Source organism: Roseovarius indicus (genome assembly GCF_008728195.1).
Classification (GTDB): domain Bacteria; phylum Pseudomonadota; class Alphaproteobacteria; order Rhodobacterales; family Rhodobacteraceae; genus Roseovarius; species Roseovarius indicus.
Genome location: NZ_CP031598.1, coordinates 1152879 through 1177116 on the forward strand (window position 1 = coordinate 1152879; position 24238 = coordinate 1177116).

Below are 24238 nucleotides of genomic sequence, written 5' to 3' on the forward strand. Positions count from 1 at the left end.
ATGCACAGATCCTTCAGGAATTCCCACATTTCTGTGGACAAGGCATCGCGTCACATCGCCTTTCTGCTCCTTCCCGGCTTTTCGCATTACTCTTTCTCCGCCGCGCTGGAACCGCTGCGCAGCGCCAACATCATCACTGGGCGCCAGCACTTCACCTGGACCCTCGTCGGCACCACCGACCGTCAGGTCACGGCCTCCAACGGCGTCACCACGCTCGCCGACCTCACCCTCGACGAACTCGATACCCCCGACGAAGTCGTGCTCTTCGCCGCCACCAATGCCGACCCCGTAACCACCGCCCCCGCCGAGAAATGGCTCCGCTTCCACTACCGTCAGGGCGGCAACATTCGCGCCGTCTCCTCCGGCGTCATGGTCCTCGCCCGCACCGGCCTGCTCGACAACCGTCGCTGCGCCGCACACTGGGAAGACACGCCTCGACTGCGCGAAACCTTCCCGCGCCTCACCGTCACCGACAGCATCTTCGAACCGGGCGATCGCATCTCCACCTGCGCCGGCGGCGCGGCCAGCGCCCACATGATGCTCGCCATGCTCGAGCACTCCCTCGGCCCCGCCCTCGCGCTCGACGTTGCCACCCGCATGGTCATCGACCGCATCCGCGACGGCCGCGACAGCCTCGACGTGCTCCCGCATATCCGCTACGGCACCTCCAACCGGCTTCTCCTTCAGGCCATCGCGCTGATGAACGACAACATCTCCGAACCCCTGCGCATCCGCGAAATGGCCGCCAAGGTCGGTGCCAGCGTCCGCGCCCTCGAACGCCAGTTCAAATCCGAGCTCGGCGCCACCCCCGACAGGTTCTACCGCCGCATCCGCCTCTCCCGCGCCCGCCAGCTTTTACGCTACAGCGATCACAGCCTTGTCGAGGTCGCGGCCTATTGCGGGTTCGGCAACACCCAGCTTCTGAAGAAGCATTACGAAACCGTCTACGGAACCTCCCCCCGCGCCGAGCGGCAACGCAGCCGGTCCGCCCACGGTCCGGCCCCGATCCTGCATGAAGTCAATGCCGATTACTGATCCTCTCCCCGGCTTGCCCGTGCTGGCCTTCGATTTCGACGGCGTCATCGCCGACAGCCTCGGCCTCTGCACCGCCGCCTGCCGCACCGTCGCGGCCGATATGGGCTGGCCCGGCATGCTCCCCGACAACCCCTTTGGCGAACTCGAACCCGTCACCTTCGAAGCTCTCGCCGAAACCTGCGGCCTCGATCCCCATGCCTTCGCCGCCGGTGTCACCGATCACGTCGCCACGACCGATCAGTGCGCCCCACTCGTCCTCGGCATGGATCACCTCCTCGGAACGCTCTCGACCCACGCCCAGATCCACATCCTCAGCGCCTCCGCCTCAACCGTGATCCGCCGCTTCCTCGACCATCACGGCCTCACGCCCCACGTCACCGAAATCCACGGCCGCGATCACGCCGGCAGCAAGACCGAGAAACTCAAAGCCATCCTGAAATCGCACGACCTCCGCGCCATGATCGGCGACGCCACCAGCGACATGACCGCCGCCATCGCGGCGGGCGTCCCATCCGTCGGCGTCGCCTGGGGCTGGCAATCGGAAGACCGCCTCACGGCCCACGGCGCAAGCATCGTGGCTCACAGCCCCGAAGAGCTGTCAGACCACCTGCACCGCCTTCTGCAGCCCACGCGCTGACCGGCAGGCTCAGCCCGCCAGCGTCACGCCATCCGCACCGGGGTCCGCGCCCCCATCAAGCCCGTCTTCGGTGATCCGGATGCCATGCACCCACGCAATCCCGAAGCTGTGCGGGTTGCGGATCACCTCGTAGCCCATCCCCTCAAGCTCGTCCGTCACGAAATGCGGAATGCGGTTCGTCACGTCGATGGCGTTGCTTGTGGCCGAGAAGCGCGGCCGCCACACGGCCTCCTGCATGGTACAGCCGAAATCGAGCACGTTCAGCGTCGCCTGAAGCACCCCCATGGCGATCTGCGTCGCCCCGGGCGCGCCGATCACCACGTAAGGCGCGTCGCCGTCGAAGATGATGCTCGGCACGATCGAGCTGAACCGCGCCTTGCCCGGCGCGATCGACCCGGGCTGGTTCGGCCGCGGGTCGAAGACCCCCATGCAGCCGTTATACATGAAGCCCAGCCCCTCGGTCACAACCCCCGACGGCATTCCAAGAGAATGGGTCATCGACACGCAAAGACCGTCCTTGTCGACCACCGTGACCTGCGTCGTGTCCTTGCATTGCGACGCCGGGTCGAACCGCGGCACCTCGGCCTTTTCGCCCTGCTTGATGCGCTCGGCGCACTCGGCGGCGTACTCCTTCGACAGCAGCTTCTCCGCCGGTACATCCATGAAATCCGGGTCGCCGATACCCGCGTCCTTGTCGATCGTCGCGCGTTTCATCGCCTCCGACACGACCCGCAGATACTCGACGCTGTTATGGCCCATTGCCGCCAGGTCGAAATGCTCGAGGATATTCAGCATCAGCGACAGCATCAGCCCGCCGCCCGGCGGCTGGTTCGTTGTGACCCTGTACTGGCGATAATCCGACACGACCGGCTCATGAATCTGCGGCTCGTACCCCGCCAGGTCCTCAGCACTGACAAGCCCGTCATTGGCCCTCATGTCCGCCACGATCTTCTCGGCGATCTCGCCGGTATAGAAGGCGTCGGCCCCCTTCTCGGCGATGATCGACAGCGTATTGGCCAGGTCCGGGTTCACCACCCGGTCGCCCACCTTCTTGGGCGTGCCATCCTCGCGACAGTAAAGCGCCTTGGCCGCCGGCGTGTAGGACAGGCGTTCGTAGTTGGCGACACGCCCCATGATGGCGGGCTGCGACCAGAAGAACTCCACATGCGGCCGCACTGTCCAACCCTCACTGGCCCAGCGGATCGCCCGGCTCAGCAAATCCTTCCACGGCATCGAGCCATGCCGCTCATGCGCCGTCGCATAGGCCTTGAGCGAAGCCGGCACACAGATCGACTTGTAGCCGATATCGTTCACCCGGCCCTTCAGGATGAACCCGTACCCGTCGCGCGCCTCGCCCTCGATCAGGTCTTCCCACATGTCCCCCGTTGCGGCGCCGGGCGCCGGCGAGTGGAAATCGATGTACTCGTGCTTGCCCGTGTTCGGGTCATAGACGGCCATGCTCCCGAAGCCCGAAATCCCGCACATCATAGGGTCGACGACGCCCTGCACGAAGGCCATGGCGATGGCGGCATCCACCGCATTGCCCCCCGCGCGCAGGATCTCGAGACCGGCCTCCGATGCCTCGGGCTGTGGCGACACGACCATTCCGTTACCATAGGGGTGACTCATCTCAAATTTCCTCTGTCATCGCAGGTTCTTGTTGGGCGCCGGCATCCGGCGTTTCGAAAAGACGGCATTCCACGTGGCCCCCGCCGTCGCGCGGCACCGGGCTGGGCGCAATACGGTCACAGCCCTCGAACCGCTTGGCACAGCGCGGGTGAAAGGCACAGCCCGATGGCGGGTTGGCCGGGTCGGGAAAGGCGGTGCCAAGGCCAAGCTCGGGAATGCTCAAGCTGGTATCGGGTGTCATCACCGATTTCAGAAGCGCCTGGCTATAGGGGTGCTGCGGGTCGTCGAAAAACCGCCCCGTCTCGGCACGCTCGACCACCCGGCCAAGGTACATCACGGCGATCTCCGTCGCCAGGTGCTCGATCACCGCAAGGTCATGGGTGATCACCACGTAGGTTAGGTTCAACTCGTTCCGCAGATCCTGCAGCATGTTCAGGATCTGGCTCTGTACCGACACGTCGAGCGCCGAGGTGGGCTCGTCGCAGATCACGATATCGGGCCGGGTGATCAGCGCACGGGCAATCGACACCCGCTGCCGTTGCCCGCCCGAAAGCTGGCTGGGATATCCCCGCGCCACCCGGCTTGGCAGGCCCACCCGCTCCATCATCTCGCGCACTTCCCTTTTGCGCGATGCCGCATCGCCGATCCCGTGCAGCCGCAGCGGCAGGGATATGATCGACTCGATCGTCTTGCGCGGGTTGAGCGACGAGAACGGATCCTGAAAGATCGGCTGCACCTTCCGCGACAGCGCCGCGCGCCCGATCTCCTCGATGGGCTGACCGCCGATCTTCACCTGTCCCGCCGTCGGCGCCTCCAGCCCCAACAGCATCCGCGACAGGGTGGATTTCCCGCAGCCCGACTCGCCCACGATCCCCAGGATGTCGCCCTGCCGGATATCGAGATCGACCCCGCGCACCGCGTGCAACTCCCGCTTCTTCGCGAACATGCCCGAGGACAGCATGTAGGTCTTCGTCAGCCCCTCCGCCTCGAGGATCGGCTGACCGCGTTCTTTACCGCTCATCGTGCCACCTCCTCGTCATCGAAACGGGGCTGGCTCGCCCGCATCTCCTCCAGTGCCCGCACACAGCGCACACAATGCGCTTCCGCCGGCTCCGTCAGCGGTATCCGCGTCCGGCACGCCTCATGCGCAAAACCGCAGCGGTCGAGGAAATGACAGGTGCCCATCTCGCCCACGAGGTTCGGCACCATCCCCTCGATCGTGCCCAGATGCGCGCCCCGCTTGGTACGTCCGGGCACAGGAATACACCGCAACAAGCCTTGCGTATAAGGGTGCAGCGGATCGCTAAAGATCTGCGACGCAGAGCCGTTTTCGACGACCTGACCGGCATACATCACCGCCACGTTGTCGGCGATCCGGCTGACCACCCCAAGGTCATGGGTGATCAGCATGATGGCGGTGCCCAGCTCATCCTGGATCTTCTTCAACAGGCCCAATATCTGCGCCTGGATCGTCACGTCGAGCGCCGTCGTCGGTTCATCCGCGATCAGCAGCTCCGGGTCGCACATCAGCGCCATCGCGATCATCACCCGCTGCCGCAGGCCCCCCGACAACTGGTACGGATATTGCCGCAGCCGTCGCTCGGCCCCGCTGATCCCCACAAGTTCAAGCAGCTCCACCGCCCGCTCCACCGCCTGCCGGCGGGTGACCTTGCGATGCCGCCGCAGCGTCTCGGTCAGCTGGTCGCCAATGGTGAACACCGGGTTGAGCGAGGTCATCGGCTCCTGGAAGATCATCGCGATGCGATCACCCCGCAGCGTCGCCATCTCGCGCGGGCCGAGCTCCAGCAGGTTCGTCCCCTTGAAGCTGATCCGGCCCTGCGGCACCTTTGCCGCCTTTGGCAAAAGCCCCATGATCGCAAGCGAGGTCATCGACTTGCCACAGCCCGATTCCCCCACCACGCACAGCGTCTCGCCCGGCGTGATCTTCAGGCCCACATCCTGCACTGCCTGCAGCGGCCCGGTCGCCGTGGGCAGCTCCACGCTGAGGTTCTCCACCTCCAGCACCGGTTCTGTCGTCTTGCCGCTCATGCCCGGCCCTCCGGTGCGGTAATGTCGCGCACGCCGTCGCCCAGCAGGTTCACGAACAGCACCAGCAGGAACAGCGCGATCCCCGGCAGCGTGATCATCCACGCCGAAAAGAAGATCTCCGGCCGCGCCTCCGCCAGCATCAGCCCCCACGAGGGCAGGGGCGGCTGAATGCCCAGTCCCAGGAAGGACAGCGACGCCTCGTAAATGATCGCCACGGCCATCTCGATGGTGGCCACGATGATCAGGGAATTGGCCACGTTCGGCAAAATCTCGGTCAGGATGATCCGCAGGTTGGAACAGCCCACCGCCCGCGCGGCGGTCACGAATTCCTGGCTCTTGATCTGCAGGGTCACCGACCGCATCACCACCGCGAACCGATCCCACAACAGGAACCCAAGCACCAGGATCACCACCTTCAGCGACCCGTCGAAGATCGACACCACCGCCAGCGCCACCAGCACCACCGGCATCGACAGCCGCGTCGTCACGATGAAGGAAATGGCCGCGTCGATCTTGCCCCCGAAATACCCGGCCACCACGCCCAGCGTCGTCCCGATCAGGCACGACACCGCCACCACCGAACCGCCCACGAACAACGAGATCCGCGCACCGTAAATCAACCGCGTCAGGTAATCCCGCCCCAGCGGGTCGGTGCCCAGCGGATGCAGCCATCCAGCCTTCTCGTTCCCGTAGAACCACGCGTGCCAGATCGGCGGAATGCGCCGGCTCGTCAGGTCCTGCATGTAAGGGTCATGCCATGTCAGCAGCGGCGCGAAGAGCGCGATCAGCACCAGCAGCAACAGCCCGCCACCGCCAATCATCAGGCTCCGATGGCCCAGGTAGCGCGAGATCGCACTTCGCCGCCGGGCGATGTTGTCGTCCCGCTCGCTCTGTGCCGCGCTGTCGAGTGCGTTGGCCATGCGCTCACCCTCCCCGCAGGCGCGGGTCGAGCCACGCGTTGATAATATCCGCCGTCAGCGTCAGCAGAACATAGAAACAGGCGATGGTCAGCACGATGGCCTGCACCACCGGCGGGTCCGACATTGTGATCGACTCCCACGCCAGGTAGCCGATGCCCTGCATCGCAAAGATCGTCTCGATCACGACCGAGCCGCCCAGCATCATGCCAAGCTGCACCGCCGAGACCGACACCAGCGGCAGGATCGCATTGCGCAGCGCATGTTTCAGCACCACCTGCGGCGGCAAAAGCCCCTTGGCCCGCGCGGTGCGAATGTAATCCGATTGCAGCGTATCGATCATCCCTGCCCGCGTCAGCCGCATCAGCGTCGGCATCGCGTAATAGGCCAGCGCGACCGAGGGCAGTATGAAGCTCTGCCACGTCCCCGAGCCCGAGGCCGGCAACAACCGCAACTGCACCGAGAAGATCACGATCCCCATCAGTGCCAGCCAGAAATTCGGAATGGCCTGCCCCAGAACCGCGATTGTCAACGCACAGCGGTCGATCCACGAGTTGGGCTTCAACCCGGCCAGGATACCCAGCGGGATCGCCACGATCACCGCCAGAAGGAAGGCCGACGCGCCAAGGATCATCGTCACCGGCAGCCGCTCCAGCACGACCTCGGAAACGGGGCGGCGCTGGCGATAGGACTGGCCCAGGTCGCCCTGAAGGATGTCCTGCGCCCAGGCCAGGAATTGTATGTGAAGCGGCCGGTCGAACCCGTAAAGCTCGCGGATCGCCTGGATGTCGTCCGCCGTCGCGCTGTCGCCGGCAATGGCGCGCGCGGGGTCCACGGCCGCGTTGGTCAGGGCGAAGGTGAGGATGGCCACCGCCACCAGCACCAGCACCCCGACCGCGGCGCGTCTAAAGATGAAACGAAGCATGCTTCAGACCCGCCCCTTGCCTTACTCGTCGGCCCATTTCGCCATGAAGAAGCGCGGGTTCTCGTCCGGATGGCTCTCGAACTCCAGCTCCGAGCTGTAGGCATAGATCGTCGGGTGCGTCCACATCGGGTACCAGTAGAGCTTGTCCGCAATCTCGTTCACCGCGAACTGGTACTGCTCCATCCGGGCGTCCGGATCGGCGGTCTCCGCCGCGGTCTTCAACGCTTCGGCCACCGCTTCATCCTGCGCCATGTCGTCCTCGGACAGGGTGAAGAAGTTGTTCAGCAGCGCCGAGACGTCGTTGACCCCGTAAGACCCCCAGTCGCCCAGCATCATGTTGACCTGGTTGTTGACCACCCGCTCGCGGGCATTGGCGTAATCCAGCACGCTGGCGCTCACGTCGATGCCCACATTGGCCAGGTAGCCAGCCACGGCCTCGGTCCATTCCCGGCTGCGGTACGAGGTCATGCGCACCTCCATCCCGTCTTCATAGCCGGCCTCGGCCAGAAGCGCCTTGGCCTTCTCGGGGTCAAACCCGATATCCGTCGCATCCTCGATACAGCCGAACTGCGTCCGGAAACAGGGCGAGTTGATGACCGTGGAGCCCTCGCCGATCACCTGGTCGACAATGGTCTGCCGGTCGATGGCCCAGGCCACGGCCTCGCGCACCTTCATGTCCTGCATCGGGTTGCCGCCGTCCATGTCCCGCAGGTTCATGGAAAGGAAGCTGATCCGCATGGTCTCGTCGGCCGACACGGTGATCCCCGGCACACCCGACATCGGTTCCGCCTGGTCCGGCGGCACGCGCCAGATCCAGTCGACCCCGCCACTCAGCAGCTCGGCAATCTGGGTCGAGACATCCGGAATGGTCCGGTACACCACGGCGTCAAACGTCGGCATCCCCTTGGGGCTGTCCGCGAAATACCCGTCGAACGCTTCCACGCGAATGCGGTCGCCCTGAACGAACTCGGCCAGCTCGTAAGGGCCTGTGCCCACAAGACGCCCGTTCGCACCCGCCTGGCCGGTATCGCCAAAGAACCCTTCCGGCAAGATCGCGTGCAGCGTCGAGATATACTCCATCGCCGCCGGGAACGGCTTCTTCAGGTTCAGCCGCAGCGTGGTCTCGTCGACCGCCTCGGCGCTGTCGATCCAGTTGACGTTGCTCTGCACGTTCACGCCGTTCTCGGGGTTCGAGATGTAGTTGAACGTGTAGATCGCATCGTCGATCGTGAACGGCTCGCCGTCATGCCACTGCACGTCATCCCGCAGCTTGAACTCGAGCGTCTTGTCGTCGACCCATTGCCACTCCGTCGCCAGAAGCGGCAGGTAATCGCCTTCCGAGGTCTTGTAGACCAGCGTGTCCCAGACAAGCTGCCCGTTCAGCAGCATCGCCTCGCGGTGATAGTTGAAATAGGGGTCGATCGTCGTCAGCGGCGCGGTGCTCGTCCAGCGCAGCGTGTTTTCCGATTGCTGGGCCAGCGCGGGGGCGGCCTGAAGTCCGGCCGCGAGCGCAGCCGAAAGCAGAAGCTTGAAGTGCATTCCTAGTCTCCCTGTCATGGTTGCTTTGGTTGGATTTTCCTTCGGTCAGTAGCGCCCGATCTCCTCGATCAGGATGTCTCTGACTTCTTCTATTCTTTCAGGGGGATAGCGCTGGGTGATGTTCCCCACGCTGATCGCCCCGGAAAGCCTGTTCCGGTCGTCGAAAACGGGCGCGCCCACCGCGACGACATATTCGAAAAGATCCTCCTGGCTGACGGCATAGCCCTGCGCCCGGATCTGCCCCAGAAGCTCGCGGATCTTGCCCGGGTCGGTGCATGTATGCGGCGTCCGCTTCTCCAGCGGGCGGCTGAGATAGTCGTCGATGAACGCCTGGTCGGAAAACGCCAACAGAACCAGCGGCGCCCCACCGCAATGCAGCGGCAGGTTCATGCCCACCTGCGAGCCATAGACCTTGATATGCGAAATACCCTCGGCCCGCCGGATCACCAGCGCGTGCTGGTCGCGCTTGATCATGAACAGCGCGTTGTCGGTGGTGCGGTTCGCGATATGCCGCATGATCAGGTCGACCCGGTTCAGCAACGGGTCACTGCTCAGCGCCTTGTTGACGAGGTGCAGCGCCCGCGGGTCCACGGTGTAGAGGCCCGTATGCTCCTGCCGTTCGATGAAGAAATGATGCACCAGCGTCGCCATCATCCGGTTGACCACGGTCCGCGGATAGCCGGTGCCCCGCACGATCTCGGCAATCGAAACGGGCTCTCCGCGTTCGCACATCAAGGTGAAAATCGTCATGGCCTTGCTGGCTGAAAGGCTGATTTCCGAGCTCACGGCACCCTCTGGCTTGACGTATGTCCGATTATCGGACACAATAACCGATAAAAGGATGATTCCACGCTGTCACGATTCTGTCAACCTGGCGCGGCCAAGGTGGCCGTGCCCGGCAGTTCGACGATCTACCGTGGACGCAAAGGCACCATGCCGCGCAACGCGCCCCATGTGCCTGGCCAACCGTCAAACGGCGCACGACCCCGCAATCCCGCGCAGGCCATGTCCTTGTGATGTGAAGAAAAAGATCGGCGATTTTCCCGTCGGGGCCGCCCGAGCCGTCAGTGGCTCACCCGTCCGAAACGCTTCGACGTTTCGCTATCCTGGCAAAGGGGTCCGTGCCCCAGGTCGAGGGCACGGACGTATCTTGTATCACAGCATCGCTGCGATGGTCTTGGTCTCGGTATAGGCGTCCATCACCTCGCGGCCCATCTCGCGGCCCCAACCGGACTTCTTGTAGCCGCCGAATGGCGCGGTCGCGTCGGCAAAGTTGTGCACGTTGATCGACACCGTGCCCGCCTTGATCTTCCGGGCCAGCAGATGCGCCTTGCTCAGGTTCTGGGTCCAGACACTGGCCGCCAGACCATACTCCGTGTCGTTGGCGATTTTCGCGATCTTGTCGAGATCGTCATCGTCGAACGCCTGCACGCAGACGACCGGGCCGAAGATCTCCTCGCGCACGACCCGCATGTCCGGGCTCGTCCGCGCCAGGACCGTTGGGGCCATGAAGTGGCCCTGGTTGCCCACGGTCTTACCCCCGGTCACCACGTCGGCGCCTTCTTCCCGACCGATTTCGACATAGGACGCCACCCGTTCCCGATGGCTTTGAGAGATCAGCGGCCCGTGGTTCACATTCGGGTCCAGCCCGTGCCCAAGGGTCAGCGAGTCGGCGATCTTGGCCACGCCCTCGACCACCTGGTCATAGATGTCCTTGTGGGCGTAAAGCCGCGAAGCCGCGGTGCACACCTGCCCCTGGTTGAAGAAGATCGCGTTCGCGGTCCCTTCGATCGCCATCTGCAGGTCGGCATCCGGCAGCACGATGGCCGGGGACTTCCCGCCAAGCTCCAGCGACACCCGCTTCAGGTTGCCGGTTGCGGCCCGCGCGATCATCTTGCCGACCTCCGTCGAGCCGGTGAAGGCGATCTTGTCGACATCCTCGTGCTCGGCCAGCGCGGCGCCGGCGGTCTCGCCATACCCGGTCACGATATTGATCACGCCATCTGGGAACCCGGCCTCCTGCGCCAGCTCGGCAAAGCGCAGCGCCGTCAGCGGCGTCTGCTCGGCGGGCTTCAGCACCACGGTACACCCGGCCGCAAGGGCAGGGGCCACCTTCCACGACAGCATGTTCAGCGGGAAGTTCCACGGGATGATGGCGCCGGCCACACCCACGGGCTCGCGGGTGGAATAGACATGCCAGTCACCCGGCGTCGTCACCGGGATCTGCTCGCCGCACAGGCGCGTGGGCCAGCCTGACATGTAGTGGAACATGCTGGTGGCAAAGGGAATGTCGACCGTCTGCGCAAAGGCCAGCGGCTTGCCGGTGTCGATCACTTCCAGCTGGGCCAGCTCGTCGGCGTGCTTCTCGAGCAGGTCGCCCAGCCGCCAGATCATCTTGCTGCGCTCCAGCGACGTCAGGTTCGGCCACGCGCCTTCCTCGAACGCCTTGCGCGCCGCCTTGACGGCCGCGTCGATATCCTCCTTTTCACCCGCCGGCACATGGGTCACGACCTCCTGCGTCGCCGGGTCCTCGACCGGAATGCTCTTGCCGGCTTTCGACTCGACCCACTTGCCGCCGATGAACAGCTTGTGCTCCTTGGCAAGAAAGCTCGTATTGGCAGGGAAAAGATCCTGCTTGTTGATGATGACGTTCATGTTCTCCTCCTCTTTTTCTCGATTGCGCCTTGATGGCTCCCGCCGCACCCGCCCTCCTGCGGGCGCGGCGGGTTATGTGTTCACCCCGTCAGGCCTTCGGTCTGAACGAACAGAAGACCTTCGTGACCTTGTCCGTGCTGGCCCATACGCACTCGGCGCCCTTGGGCACGAAAGCGGCCTCGCCTGGGGCGAAGGTGTGTGTCTCGCCGTCGCCCTTCAGGGTCATGGTGCCCTCGAACGGCAGCATCAGCTCGGCATGGTCGATCGGCGCCGGTTTCATCTCGAATGGCGTCGCTTGCCAAAGGCCGAACGTGTACTGCCCGGTCGGATCCTCGAAGATCTTCTTCGCCTTCCACTCGGGTGTCTCACCGATGATCTCCAGCTCGCCCGGCACCGGAATGCTCTGCATCTCCTCCGACTGGTCGATCTTGAAGGCCCGCAGGCTGTCAGGGTCGTCCGCCTCGGCGCCCGACGGGTCGGGGAAGATCATGAAGTACTTGCGCACCTCGCCCGACTGCGTCCATTGCCGCATCGTGCCTTTCGGAATGAAGAACTGCTCACCCGCCGTCGCCGTCAGGGTCGAGCCGTCGCCATGCACGATGGTGACCGTGCCGGAAATCAAGTGCATGAACTCGTGAACCGCGTGCGGCTCCATCTTCGACTTGAACTCGGTGCAGTTCCAGATCCCCACCCGCAGGCCGGTCACATCATCCTCGTAATACTTGTAGCCGGTCTGAACCGGGTCGCCCTCGTCCACGACCTCGGGCGGCAGCTTCGGCCACGCGTCGAGGCCCTTGCCGCCGGGGCCGTCGGGTTCCATGCGTGTGATCTTGGTAACGTTCACTTTTCTAACCTCGTGTGATGGTTTCTCTGTTTCCCCGTGCACGCCGGCACGGGGTCTAACCGCCCGAGCGGGGCTTCTTCTGCGCGCTCAGCGTCGATGCGTTCCAGTCCTGCCAGGAATGCAGCTTGTCCCCGAGGGCGACGACACCGCCGTCCTCCATCATGTCGAAGTAGACACCGAAACGGCCGATCGCCATTTCATCGAAGAACCGCTTGATCATGGCCTGCTTCAGCTCGCCATGAACAAGCGTCCAGGGCTCGTCCTCTGCGTCGAACAGCGCGCTTTCGGCCTCGCCGACCGTGCCGGTCTCCGGCTCGTCCTCGGTCTGAACCCAGAAATAGAACGTGGTCGATTTCTCGCCCGGCTCCTGGAACAGCGAATAGGGCACCGATGCGCCGATCTCGACGTCCAACTCCCGGAACCGCCTGTGCAGTGCCGCGCCGTGGCGTTCGCCCGACGCCAGCTTGGTCGACGGAACGTCCCACGTCTCCGACCCGGGCTGCCGGCACAGAAGCACCTTGCCGCCATGCGACAGGATCCCGCCGACGATCAGCGGGTCGCGCAGTTGCTCGATCTCCCGCACATCCGGCCCGATCCCGACATAGGCCCCCCGATAGAACCCCAGCGGCTGGCTTTCTCCGGCTGTGAACCGCTCGACCCGGCCGATAAGAATGATGTGATCCCCGGCATCGACCACGTTGTGCCGCTCGCAGATCAGCACGGTCAGGCTGCCCTCCACGTAAGGGCAGTCGTCCCCCACGAGGCTGGCGATGGCGGGCCCTTTCACCTCGGGGTCACGCGAGGCAAACGCGCTCGACAGGTCGCGCTGCGGCTCGCCAAGGAAACTCACCGAGAACTTCTCGCAATTGAGGAAATTGTCGATGCTCGTATAGCTCTTCCCGAGACAGACAAGGATCAGCGGCGGGTCCAGCGACACCGAGGTGAAAGAGTTTGCCGTGAACGCGCTGCCCGCGCCATTCGCGTCATAGGTCGCAACCACCGTCACGCCGGTCAGGAATGACCCCAGCGTGTTGCGGAACTCACGTGCGTCGCACTCGTCGGTTCTGATCCACGGTTCAGCCATAGTAAGCATCTCGAACGATTTGAGCCTTTCAACGGCGACGAAAGGGGGCACTGGCAACTGTGCCGGGCGGCACGTGCCTGAGCGCGTTGCGTCGTAGCGCCGGACCTCCCGAGGGCCTTTTTGATCCTGTTCGCATCGCCCGCCTGCATGAGACCTGTTCCAGGTCTCCGGCGGACGGATGTTTCTCCCGCGTGCGTCAGCCCCGGCGTTTCAGAGCGGCAACATGACGCAGCAAGGCCAAGACTAGCACAACGTTGTGTTCATACAATTGAATGGTTATCGACTTTAATTTAGGAAAATTGACATAAGTGCAGCCGTCGCGTGCCTGCTTGCTCGGCCGTTGTCACGCACCGAACGGCCGGTATCCGGCTCGCTCCCGAAGCGGAAAAAGACAGGGCGCACGCCCTGGAAAGTCAGGCCGCGGCCCCGTTCCGGAAGCACACCAGGTTCAGCGCCGCATCCGCCATCCGGTCGCATACCTCGTCGGCCGTCAGCCGCCCGTCGGCGCGGTACCAGCGATGCACCCACCGCACCATGCCACTGATGCACAACGACGCGATCTTGGCATCGGCCACGTGAAACACGCCCGCGTCGATCCCTTCCTGGATCAACTCCGCCAGCAGGCTGTCGAATTCCCGCTGGATCTTCCGGATCCGCTCCTGCGCGTCCTCCGACAGGTGCTTTTCCTCCTGAAGGAAAACCCCGCTCGACACCTGGTGCGTGATGTTGTCCTCGACGAACAGCCTGACGAACCCTCTCAGCCGCTGCTCGGGCGGTCCGGCGGTCTTCTTGGCTTCCTGCAGCGCATCCAGCAGCCGCGCCGCCTGCCGTTCATAGATCGCCTGAAGGATCGCGCCCTTGTTCTTGAAATAGCTGTAGACGAACGGTTTCGTCACCCCGAGCCCCTCGGCGATCAGGTCGACGCTCGTCGCCTCGTACCCCCGCGCGTAGAAAAGCGTCGACGCTTCCTCGATAATTCTCGAGCGCTTGTACTCCCGAAGCTCGTCCCTCATGCCCGCTGGATCCTTCATTCCTTCAAATCGGACGGTGTACCCCGTCCTTCCCTCAAAATAGATCGCCCGGGGCGTATTTGAAAACCCGCCACGTTGCGCCGGGCCCCGGGTGTGACGCCGGGGCAGGGCGCCTTGTGCTCAGAATGTCGGCATCGCTCACAAACCAAGCTGCGCGCGCAACGTGTAAAGGATGTCGCCGCCGTCGCGCTGTCCGCGGATCTGGTCGTCCACCGTCACGAACCCGGCCTTCGGCACTTCGATCATGTTGGTCGAATCGAGCGCGACGTTCCGCGTCTGGATGCGCCATTCCCCGTTGCGCCGGGTCACGTGGTCGACATAGCGGGCATTCACGATCAGGTCGACCGCCGTATCCTTGTCGCCCGGCACGTCCCCCAGCAGCGCCTCGAGGCTCGGCCGCGCGTCGGCCGGGTAGCGCTGGAAGGTGATGTTGTAGGTTTCCACCACCGCGTCGTCGGGCCCCGAGAACTCGATCAGCATGTTGCCAAGAAGATGCTGCGAGAACGGGATCGTCTTGTGCCGGTTGCGCACCCAGTCATAAAACCCCTCGGCGGTCCCGTTGTAAGGGCCGTGATTGTCGATGGCGTCTTCGTGGTAGGCGCTGCGCAGGGTCTCGAAATCCAGCCGGTCGACGCCCCGGCAATAGCGGCACATCACGTCGTAGATCTCGGCCCGATCGGCCAGCCTCTGGGGCGAATAATTGTCGTTGGCCATGATGAAACCTCCTCTAGCCTGTGTCACTGTCGGGCGGGCTCACCCCCCGGTCATCTCGCTCCGTTCGATACCCGTGTTCAGGGTCACCTGCCGGCGCTGATGCCATTGCGGCATCCCGGCGACGGGCGCCCGGAACCTCGGTATCGTCTTCATCTTCAGCGACCCCACGAACACCGTCCGCCCGTCCGGCCCGCCAAACGCCAGGTCGGTGGGCTTCTTCAGCGTCTCTCCCTCCGGGTCCTCGAAGACCGTGTGCATGTGCCCGGCCGGGTCGATCACCAGAATGGCGTTCCGGGCCAGCTCGGTCAGCCAGACATTCCCGTCCACGTCGATCGCCAGCCCGTCAAGGAAAGCCCCCTCGTAAACAGGCTCCGGCCCGAACCGCTCCATCGGGCCAAGCGTTCCGTCCTCGTTGATCTTCGCCCGGGCCACGGCCCCGGCGGTCGTTTCGGCGACGTAAAGCTCCCGCGTTTCGGTGTTGATCTGCATCGCGTTGGGGAAATACAGCCCGTCCGCCACAAGCCGCGCATTCCCGCCCTCGAGCCGCAAGATCCGCCCGTCGGGTCGCGGCTCGCTGATCGCATCCCAAAGGTTGGGCAACTGCGTCGAGACCGTCAGCCAGAACTCCCCCGGGGCCTCGCCACCCAGAATATAGTTCACCGCCCCGATCGGCCCGCCCTCGAACGCATCCAACACCACGGAAGCCCCGGCCTCATCGCATTTCACCACCGTCCGCCGCTCTAGGTCGGTCACGAACAGGTTGCCCTCCCCGTCCAGTGCAAAGGTGTTGGGCAACTCCACCCCGTCGCCAACCCGCTCCTGTCGGCCGTCCGCCCCGATGCGTGCAACCACGGCATGGCAGTCAGAGGCCAGAATACTGCCGTCCGACAGCGCCACCACGCATTCGGGTCGCTGGATATCCTCGCCGAGAAAGGTGAAATCCCCCTGCGTCAGCCTGAAGCCGGCCGGATCGAACCCCGCCTCACCGGTTGCGGCCTCGGTCATTGCGTTTCCTTCTGGCGGTCGAGGAAGCTCGCACGCAGCGGCGCCTTCTGAATCTTGCCTGTGGCCGTCCGCGGCAACTCGTCGATGACCTCCCACAGTTCAGGCACCTTGAACCCCGCCAGCTCCCGGCGGCACAGATCCTTCAACTCGCCGATCAGGTCGTCCGGAACCGTGCCACGCGTCACGACGATCCCGCATATCTTCTCGCCCAGCACCGTGTCCGGCACGCCGATCACGGCACAGGAGTCGATCGAGGGATGGGTGATGAGAACGTTCTCGATCTCGACGGAATAGACGTTCTCGCCGCCCCTAATGATCATGTCCTTCTTCCGGTCGACGAGATAGATGCAGCCGTCCTCGTCGAGATACCCAAGATCCCCGGTATGCAGCCAGCCCCCGGCCAGCGTCTCCTCGGTGGCCTCGGGCCGGTTGAAATACCGCGACATCACCGCCGCCCCGCGCGCGAGCACCTCGCCATGCGCGCCGGTCGGCACCTCCTGTCCCCGGTCATCCACGATCCGAACCTCGAACCCCGGAATGGGAAAGCCCGTGCTGCCGTTCTTCTCATAGGCCAGCTCGGGCGGGAGCACGCTGATCGTACCGCCCGACTCGGTCTGCCCCATGCCATGCAGAAGCTGCGCGTTCGGGAACAGCTCCTGAACGGCCCGCAGCTTCTCCGGCGGCATCGGCGACGCGCCGAACCGGACATTGGTCACCGACGTGGTGTCATACCGGTCCCGCAGATCCGAATTCACCATCATCAAGAGCGTCGCCGGCACCGCGTTCAGCCCCTCGATCTTGTGCTTGTCGATCAGTTCGAAACACCGCTCGGTGCTGTAGGTGTCGACCACCAGCGTCCCGTTGAACGCCAGCAACGGATAGAACCACCCGTGAGAGGCGACGTGGAACATCGGGATCATGTCGAGCTGGCTGCACGGAAAGGCATACTGCCACCCGGCCGAGCTCTGGAAAGCGTTGTAAATGAAGGTTTCATGCGTATGCACCACGCCCTTCGGTGCTCCGGTCGTGCCCGACGTATAAAAGATCGTCGCATCCATGTCCGATGTCACCTCCGGCAGCGGCACATCGCCCACCTGCGTGCGGATGACCTCTCCGATCTCCGCGACCTTCACCGGGTAGTCGCCCGTCAAGCTCTCGATGATCGGCAGGTTCGACGGATCGCACACATAGGCGCTGGGCGTGCAATCTCCCAGCACGTGGGCCACCTCCCGCTTGGTCAGTTTCGGGTTGATCGGCACCGAAACCGCGCCCGCCCGCTGGATCGCGAAATACAGGATCATCGTGTAATCGCTGTTGTCGAGGTTCATCACGACCCGATCACCGGGGCTCACCCCCAGGTCGGCAATCAGCGCCTGCGCCGTCGCATCGATGGCGTCATGCAGCTGGGCATACGTATAGCTCCGGTCGCGGTGGATCAGCGCCGTCTTCTCCGGCTCCACCACCCGCGCCCGAAAGAAGCCGGGCAGGCTGCCCCCCATGTGCGGGGCGACACAGGCCTCCAGCCATTTCTTGCTCTCCTCCAGCGTTTTACGCTCCATTCACGGCTCCCCCCTGAACGTGGCCGATCCGCGCGACAAACCTCCTGCGGCCGCAATTTTACCGTCGCGCGCTCGGCAAATACCTTGCAGTAGCCACAGTATACCTACTAGTATAATTTCGACAAGGGCGTACTGCCATGTCAACAACGGGGTGGAGTGCTCCGCGGTCGGCGGGCGCCGTCAGATGGCACTGACAGGCGGCCGGCGACCTTGTTTTGAGCTGATTTCTTGAAAAACCGAGGAGAAATGAATGTCGGATATCGTGCTGTACGAAAACAACGACGGGATCGTTACGATAACCCTCAACATGCCTGACAAGCGCAACCCGATCTCCGAGATCGAGATGGTCGAGGCGGTGCTCGAGGCGCTGCACAGGGCCGACAACGAGCCCGACGCCCGCGTCGCTATCCTGACCGGGAACGGCACGGTCTTTTCGTCCGGCGGCAACCTGAAGAAAATGTACCCGGGCGAGGGGCTGGTCGACCACGAATCCCACAAGACGCGGGTCAACTACAAGCGCGGCATCCTGCGCCTGCCGGTGGCCTTCGAGGCGCTCGAAATCCCCATCATCGCCGCGGTCAACGGCCCGGCCATCGGCGCAGGCTGCGACCTTTCCCTGATGTGCGACATCCGGATCGCCGCGAAGAGCGCGAAATTCGCCGAAAGCTTCGTCAAGATCGGCATCATCCCCGGCGATGGCGGCTCTGGCCTCCTGTCCCGCGCGGTGGGCTACTCCAAGGCCGCCGAGATGATCCTCACCGGCGACGCGATCTCGGCCGAGGAAGCGCTTGCCTGCGGCCTCGTCTCGAAAGTAGTCGAGGATGAAGACCTCCTCGCCGCCGCCACCGAACTGGCCAAGCGTATCTCCGCCAACCCGAACTACGCCGTCCGCATGGCCAAGCGCCTGCTGAAGACGGCCCAGACCGCCTCGCTCAACGAGGAGCTCGAACTCGCGGCCTCCATGCAGGCGCTCGCCAACGCGACCGAGGACAACCAGGAAGCGCTCAACGCCTTCTTCGAAAAGCGCAAGCCGGTCTTCAAGTCCTGAACGAAAAAGCGGCCGCCGAAGGGAGGGTCGGCGGCCGCGTCCGAGCGTTCCGAACGCTCTCTTTCCAGTCCGGTCAGCCGGTCGCTGTCGCCTTCTCCGGCGCGCTTTCCAGCTTCTCCGTCCTGTAAACCTCCGGGTCCGCCTCCCGCGTCATCGACCAGTAATCGATCAGCCGCCAGGGGCAGGCCGACGTTACCCGACCGTGCTTGTTGCGGTAATAGCTGTTCAGACCCTCCGCAGACCACACCAGCGACTCGTGCTCGGCATCGACCCGCGCGGTGTACTCGTCGGTCGCCTCCTGCGTCGCTTCCACCACCTGCAGATCGTCCTCGACCATCCGCACGATGAAATTGGCGATGTACCGCCCGCCGCATTCGTTCATGAAGATCGAACTGCCGCCATGCGCAAGCCCGGTATTGGGCCCGTAGACCACGAACATGTTGGGAAACCCCGGAACGGTGATGCTCTTGTACGCCTTCGGGTCGTCCTCGCCCCAGACATCCTCCAGCTTCACGCCGTCCCGGCCCGTCACGTTGAGCCGCGCGGTCATCCGGTTGATGCGATAGCCGGTGGACACGACGATGATATCGGCCTCGCGGCGCTCGCCGTCCTTGGTGACGATCGCGTTTTCCTTGATATGGTCGATCCCTTCCGTCACCAGTTCGGCGTTCGGTTTCTTGATCGCCTTGAACCAGCCGGCATCCAGCAGGATGCGCTTGCCATAGGGCGGATAATCCGGAATGCACTTCTCGATCAGGTCCGGCCGGTCGGCCAGCTCCGACTTGATATAATCCTCCATCTCGACCCGGTGCCGCTCGTTGATCTTGTTGACCGACCGCGTCGGTGTCGGCCAGTTCGGATCCTTCCGAAGCGTCGGGTGCAGCCCGTCGCCATAACGCCACAGCATCGTCAGGCGGAACCAGTCCGCATAGAACGGCACGGTATCTAGCAGCCATTGCTGGTCTTCGCCGATCGGATCATGGAACCGCGGAATGGGCCGCGCCCATTGCGGCGTCCGCTGGTAGACCTGCAGCTCCTCCACCTCGTCGACGATTGCCGGAACGATCTGCATGGCCGAGGCGCCGGTGCCGACCACCGCAACCTTCTTGCCCGATATATCCAGGTCATCCGGCCAGTCGATCGGGTGGAAGATCTCGCCCTTGAAGCTCTCCTCGCCCTTGAAATGCACCTGCATCGGATCGTTGAGCTGGCCCACGCCGCTGACGAACACGTCGACCGCGACGGTCTCGCGCTCCCCCTTCGAGGACACCGTGATATCCCACTTCTTGCGCGTCTCGTCCCATGTCACGGCCTCGACCGTGGTGTTCAGCCGGACCTTGTCCCAAACGCCGGTCTCCTTGGCGATGCCAATGACGTAATCCTCAAGCTGCTCGCGCGGCGAGAAATACCGCGTCCAGCGATAGCGCGACCCGAACGAGAAGGAATAGGCATGGTTCGGCGTATCCACCGCGCAGCCCGGATACCGGTGCACGTGCCACGTCCCGCCAACCTCGTCGGCCTTGTCGAATATGACGTAATCGACCCCCAGCCGCTCCAGGTGGTTGGCCAGGATGATGCCCGCGGTACCGGCCCCGACAATGCCGACCAGCATCTCGCGGTCCGCCGCCTTTTCCTTCGCGACGGCCGCGTCGGTCCACTTCGCGAAGCGCGAGGCGAACCCGACCTCCTCGCGCATCATCGTCGCATAGCCCGGCTCGATCTTCCGTTCGCCCAGGCACTTGCTCATCATCTCGTGCATCAGGTCGTCGCCCGGGTCCCGGACGGCGGGGGCCTGCGTGCCCGTCAGGATATCCAGCGCCGCGGCGCGGATCTCGGCCTGGGTCACCTCGTCGAACCCGGCATTCCGGTCGGGGATCAGGGCGACGTCGCGCTTGGGCAGATAGGGCTCTTCAAGCCATGTCCTGTCACCGGTCATGTGGAACATCACCATCAGAAGAACGCGAAGGTCGGCCGAGGCCAGCGCCTTTTCAAGCTTCGAGGGATCGATGGGTTTTGCGGTCTCAACTGTGTCGGTCATGTCAATCCTGCCATGTCGTCTGTCGTGAAAGGGAGCAGGCCATCTGATGCCGCTCCGGGGATGGGGCAGGGCAGGGGAATCCGCCCGCTCCGTACCTATTGGTAAAAAAATATACTAGTGAGTAGATTTTGGCAAGAGGTCTCTCCCGCCTGCGGCGAAACGCCAGAAGGGAACGCGGGTTTTGCCCTTATTTCAGGCCTTTACGCCCCCGCGTTCCCGATCCTTGTTCAGCAGATCTCGAACAGCGCCGCGGCGCCTTGGCCGCCGCCCACGCACATCGTCACGACCGCGTATTTCACGCCGCGGCGCCGCCCCTCGATCAGCGCATGCCCGGTCAGCCGCGCCCCCGTCATTCCGAACGGGTGCCCCACGGCGATCGAACCGCCGTCGACGTTCAGACGGTCATCCGGGATACCCAGCTTGTCGCGGCAATAGATCACCTGCACGGCAAACGCTTCGTTCAACTCCCAAAGCCCGATATCGTCGACCGACAGCCCGTGCCGCTCCAGCAGCCGCGGAATGGCATAGACCGGCCCGATCCCCATCTCGTCAGGCTCCAGCCCCGCCACGGCCATCCCGCGATAGACCCCCAGCGGCTCCAGCCCGCGCCTTTCCGCCTCGGCCCGATCCATCACCACGCAGGCCGATGCCCCGTCCGACAGCTGGCTCGCATTGCCCGCCGTGATGAACTTCTCCGGCCCCATCACCGGCGCCAGCTTGGCCAGACCCTCCAGCGTGGTCGACGGCCGGTTGCCCTCGTCCTGCGCCAGCGTCACCTCTTCCTGCGTGACCTCGCCGGTCTCCTTGTTCTTGACGTCCTTCACCGTGGTCAGCGGCACGATCTCGTCATCGAACCGGCCTGCCTCCTGCGCCGCCGCGGTGCGCTGCTGGCTCTGCAACGAATACTCATCCTGCGCCTCGCGGCTGACGCCATAGCGCGCGGCCACCACGTCGGCGGTGTCGATCATCGGCATGAAAAGGTCGGGCTTGTTGGCCATCATCCAGGGCTCGTCCTTGAAGCCCTGGCGGCGGTTATGCGTCACCAGCGAGACATGCTCGATCCCGCCCGCCACGATCGGCCCCGTGCCCTCCATCGCCACCATCCTTGCGGCTACGGCAATCGCCTGCAAACCGGAGGCGCAATGCCGCGACACAACCATGCCCCCCGCCGTCACCGGAACCCCGGCCCGAATGGCCGAGGCCCGCGCGATGTTGAACCCCGCCGGCCCCTCGGCCACGCCACAGCCAAAGACCACGTCCTCAATCTCCCCCGGCTCGATCCCGGCGCGCTCCACGGCGTGCTTCACCACGTGGCTGCCCATCACCTGCGGATGCGTCGCGTTGAACGCCCCCCGAAAGGCCTTGCCGATCGGCGTCCGCGCGGTCGATACGATAACGGCATCTCTGGTCATTGTGCATTCTCCTTGTCCCATTCGGCGAACGTGCCGCCCTCGGCCGCCATCCGCACAAGCAACTGCGCCGGCTCCCAGAAATCGTGGATTGTGTTGAAATAGTTGATCCCGCCAAGAACCCGGCGCGGCCCGATCGTGTCGGCCCAGAACAGCGGCCCGCCCCGCCAGCGCGGAAACCCATAGCCGTTCATGTAGGTCAGGTCGATGTCGCTCGACCGCAGCGCCACACCCTCTTCGAGGATCTTCGCCGCCTCGTTGATCAGCGCATAGATACAGCGCTCGATGATCATCTCATCACTCACCGTGCCCCGCGTGATCCCCGCCTCCTTGGCCGACGCGTCGATGATCGCCTCGAGGTCGGGATTGGGCAGCCGCTTGCCATCCTCGTAGACATAGAACCCCTTGCCGTTCTTCTGCCCGTACCACCCCTCTTCACAGACCAGATCGCCGACCTTCGAATAGCGCTCCTTCGGGTCGCGCAGATGCGCCGTCGATTTCCGCATCGCCCAGCTGATATCCAGCCCGGCCATGTCGCGCACGGTGAAGGGGCCCATCGCCATGCCGAAATTCGTCAGCGCATTGTCGACCTGCTCGACCGTCGCGCCTTCCTGCAACAGGAACTCAGACTCGCGGTTGTACTTGGCGAACATCCGGTTGCCGATGAACCCGTGGCAGACACCCGCCACCACCGCCGTCTTGCCCAGCTTCGTGCCCAGCTCCAGCGCGGTTGCCAGAACCTCCGGCGCGGTCTTGTCGGCCCGCACCACCTCCAGCAGCTTCATGATATGCGCGGGGCTGAAGAAGTGCATGCCCAGCACATCGGCCTCGCGCCCCTGCGTCGCCGCCGCAATCTCGTTCACGTCGAGATACGAGGTATTCGTCGCCAATATCGCCCCCGGCTTCGCGACCGACCCCAGCGTGCCGAAGATCTGCTTCTTCACGTCGATATCCTCGAACGCGGCCTCGACCACGATATCGGCCGTGCCCAGGTCCTCCATCGCCAGCGTCCCCGAAATCAGCCCGGTCCGCTCCGCCGCGGCCTCAGCGCTGATCCGGCCCTTCTTCGCCATCCCCTCGTAAAGCGACTTGATCCGCGCAAGCCCTCGCTCCAGCGCCGCCTCTTCCCGTTCGTAAAGCCGCACGGGGATGCCCGCATTGGCAAAGCACATGGCAATCCCGGCGCCCATCGTCCCGGCCCCGATCACCGCGCCCTGCGCGATCTGGCGCTTCTCGATGTCCCGGCTGATACCGGGGATTTTCCGCGCCTCCCGCTCGGCAAAGAACGAATGCCTGAGCGACTTCGCCTGGTCCGAGGTCACGCATTCCAGGTAGCGCTTGCGCTCATAGGCCATGCCCACGTGAAACGGCATCGTCGTCGCCGCCTCGACACAGTCGATACAGGCCACCGGCGCCAGCTGATGCCTTGCCCTTTTGGCGGCCCGCTCCCGTGCCTCGGCAAAGATGCCGGGGTTTTGCACCGTCGCTTCCATCTCCCGCACGCGCGGGCGCGCGACGCCTGCGTCGAGATCCTTCACGATCACCGCCGCGGCCTCGTCCACCGCCGTCGCATCGTCGAAGATCGCGTCGATCCAGCCATACTCGATGGCCTCTTCCACCCGGATCGGATCGCCCGACACGATGATCGGCAACGCCCGGTCCGCCCCGATCAGCCGGGTCAGCCTTTGCGTCCCCCCGGCCCCCGGCGGGATGCCGATCTTCGCCTCCGGCTGCCCCACCTTGGTGCCCGGAATGGCGAACCGGTACCGGCAGGCCAGCGACAGCTCGATCGCCCCGCCAAGCGCCACGTTCCGGTGCAGGATCGCAACCGGCTTTTCGATCTCGGTATCGATGGCCTCGATCAGGTCGTTCAAAATCGGCTGACCCTTCGGCCAGGCGATGCCCTGCACCCGGATATCGGCGCCGCCCATGATCCCCTTGCCGCCCGGCACCAGAAGAACCGCCCCGATCGCAGGGTCGGCCTCGGCCTGCCGGATCGTTTCCAGCATCTCCTTCGGCGCCCCGATGCTGAACGCGTTCACCGGCGGGTTGTTGAAATGCATGAGCAGGATACGCGGGTCCTTCGCCCACGGCTCGGATGTAATGAATTCTCCCATGAC

Annotated in this window: 20 protein-coding genes; 3 read left to right on the forward strand and 17 right to left on the reverse strand. The window is 64.3% G+C overall.

Annotation, left to right across the window (positions count from 1 at the left end; translation table 11 throughout):
* The first annotated feature begins 33 nt into the window (after window positions 1–33).
* Complete coding sequence (locus RIdsm_RS05415; RefSeq protein WP_160325885.1) at window positions 34–1035, forward strand: GlxA family transcriptional regulator; 1002 nt, start codon at window positions 34–36, stop codon at window positions 1033–1035.
* Entirely contained in the window at window positions 1022–1672 is a 651-nt protein-coding gene (locus RIdsm_RS05420) for an HAD family hydrolase (RefSeq protein WP_160325884.1), read from the forward strand. The genes RIdsm_RS05415 and RIdsm_RS05420 overlap by 14 nt, the downstream gene beginning before the upstream one ends.
* Before the next feature lie 9 nt (window positions 1673–1681).
* Here RIdsm_RS05420 and ggt read toward each other — a convergent pair whose 3' ends face one another.
* From ggt to RIdsm_RS05490, 14 genes are all read right to left on the reverse strand, one after another.
* Window positions 1682–3301 (reverse strand): gamma-glutamyltransferase, encoded by a 1620-nt coding sequence (ggt, locus tag RIdsm_RS05425; RefSeq protein WP_201455595.1) that lies wholly within the window; start codon window positions 3299–3301, stop codon window positions 1682–1684.
* 1 nt (window position 3302) lies between these two features.
* On the reverse strand, window positions 3303–4322 hold the full coding sequence (locus RIdsm_RS05430) for an ABC transporter ATP-binding protein (protein ID WP_057820025.1): 1020 nt from the start codon (window positions 4320–4322) through the stop codon (window positions 3303–3305).
* Window positions 4319–5350, reverse strand: coding sequence for an ABC transporter ATP-binding protein (locus RIdsm_RS05435; protein WP_057820023.1), 1032 nt, complete (start codon window positions 5348–5350; stop codon window positions 4319–4321). The genes RIdsm_RS05430 and RIdsm_RS05435 overlap by 4 nt, the downstream gene beginning before the upstream one ends.
* Entirely contained in the window at window positions 5347–6270 is a 924-nt protein-coding gene (locus RIdsm_RS05440; protein WP_057820022.1) for an ABC transporter permease, read from the reverse strand. Before RIdsm_RS05440 ends, RIdsm_RS05435 begins: the two co-directional genes overlap by 4 nt.
* A gap of 4 nt (window positions 6271–6274) precedes the next feature.
* A complete protein-coding gene (locus RIdsm_RS05445) occupies window positions 6275–7192 on the reverse strand; it encodes an ABC transporter permease (protein WP_057820021.1) in 918 nt (305 codons plus the stop codon).
* A gap of 21 nt (window positions 7193–7213) precedes the next feature.
* The gene (locus RIdsm_RS05450) at window positions 7214–8731 is read right to left on the reverse strand and encodes an ABC transporter substrate-binding protein (RefSeq protein WP_057820020.1); all 1518 of its coding nucleotides are present in this window, start codon (window positions 8729–8731) and stop codon (window positions 7214–7216) included.
* 45 nt (window positions 8732–8776) lie between these two features.
* On the reverse strand, window positions 8777–9481 hold the full coding sequence (locus tag RIdsm_RS05455; protein WP_057820019.1) for an IclR family transcriptional regulator: 705 nt from the start codon (window positions 9479–9481) through the stop codon (window positions 8777–8779).
* A gap of 405 nt (window positions 9482–9886) precedes the next feature.
* A complete protein-coding gene (locus RIdsm_RS05460) occupies window positions 9887–11386 on the reverse strand; it encodes an aldehyde dehydrogenase family protein (RefSeq protein WP_057820018.1) in 1500 nt (499 codons plus the stop codon).
* Between the two features lie 88 nt (window positions 11387–11474).
* Window positions 11475–12206 (reverse strand): cupin domain-containing protein, encoded by a 732-nt coding sequence (locus RIdsm_RS05465; protein WP_143100485.1) that lies wholly within the window; start codon window positions 12204–12206, stop codon window positions 11475–11477.
* A gap of 79 nt (window positions 12207–12285) precedes the next feature.
* A complete protein-coding gene (locus RIdsm_RS05470) occupies window positions 12286–13314 on the reverse strand; it encodes a flavin reductase (RefSeq protein WP_057820014.1) in 1029 nt (342 codons plus the stop codon).
* Between the two features lie 413 nt (window positions 13315–13727).
* Window positions 13728–14345 (reverse strand): TetR/AcrR family transcriptional regulator, encoded by a 618-nt coding sequence (locus RIdsm_RS05475; protein ID WP_082647506.1) that lies wholly within the window; start codon window positions 14343–14345, stop codon window positions 13728–13730.
* A 138-nt stretch (window positions 14346–14483) separates the two neighbouring features.
* Window positions 14484–15059 carry a nuclear transport factor 2 family protein gene (locus tag RIdsm_RS05480; RefSeq protein ID WP_057820010.1) on the reverse strand — a complete coding sequence of 192 codons (576 nt, stop codon included), beginning with the start codon at window positions 15057–15059 and terminating at the stop codon, window positions 14484–14486.
* 39 nt (window positions 15060–15098) lie between these two features.
* Window positions 15099–16064 carry an SMP-30/gluconolactonase/LRE family protein gene (locus tag RIdsm_RS05485; protein WP_057820008.1) on the reverse strand — a complete coding sequence of 322 codons (966 nt, stop codon included), beginning with the start codon at window positions 16062–16064 and terminating at the stop codon, window positions 15099–15101.
* Window positions 16061–17623 carry a class I adenylate-forming enzyme family protein gene (locus RIdsm_RS05490; RefSeq protein WP_057820006.1) on the reverse strand — a complete coding sequence of 521 codons (1563 nt, stop codon included), beginning with the start codon at window positions 17621–17623 and terminating at the stop codon, window positions 16061–16063. The genes RIdsm_RS05485 and RIdsm_RS05490 overlap by 4 nt, the downstream gene beginning before the upstream one ends.
* Window positions 17624–17873: 250 nt before the next feature.
* Here RIdsm_RS05490 and RIdsm_RS05495 point away from each other — a divergent pair, with 250 nt between their 5' ends.
* On the forward strand, window positions 17874–18671 hold the full coding sequence (locus tag RIdsm_RS05495) for a crotonase/enoyl-CoA hydratase family protein (protein ID WP_057820004.1): 798 nt from the start codon (window positions 17874–17876) through the stop codon (window positions 18669–18671).
* A gap of 73 nt (window positions 18672–18744) precedes the next feature.
* Here the strand turns inward: RIdsm_RS05495 and RIdsm_RS05500 are convergent, their stop codons facing one another.
* From RIdsm_RS05500 to RIdsm_RS05510, 3 genes are all read right to left on the reverse strand, one after another.
* Entirely contained in the window at window positions 18745–20709 is a 1965-nt protein-coding gene (locus RIdsm_RS05500) for a flavin-containing monooxygenase (RefSeq protein WP_057820002.1), read from the reverse strand.
* A 227-nt stretch (window positions 20710–20936) separates the two neighbouring features.
* The gene (locus tag RIdsm_RS05505; RefSeq protein WP_074940319.1) at window positions 20937–22121 is read right to left on the reverse strand and encodes an acetyl-CoA C-acyltransferase; all 1185 of its coding nucleotides are present in this window, start codon (window positions 22119–22121) and stop codon (window positions 20937–20939) included.
* Window positions 22118–24235 (reverse strand): 3-hydroxyacyl-CoA dehydrogenase NAD-binding domain-containing protein, encoded by a 2118-nt coding sequence (locus RIdsm_RS05510; RefSeq protein ID WP_057821043.1) that lies wholly within the window; start codon window positions 24233–24235, stop codon window positions 22118–22120. Before RIdsm_RS05510 ends, RIdsm_RS05505 begins: the two co-directional genes overlap by 4 nt.
* Window positions 24236–24238 lie beyond the last annotated feature (3 nt).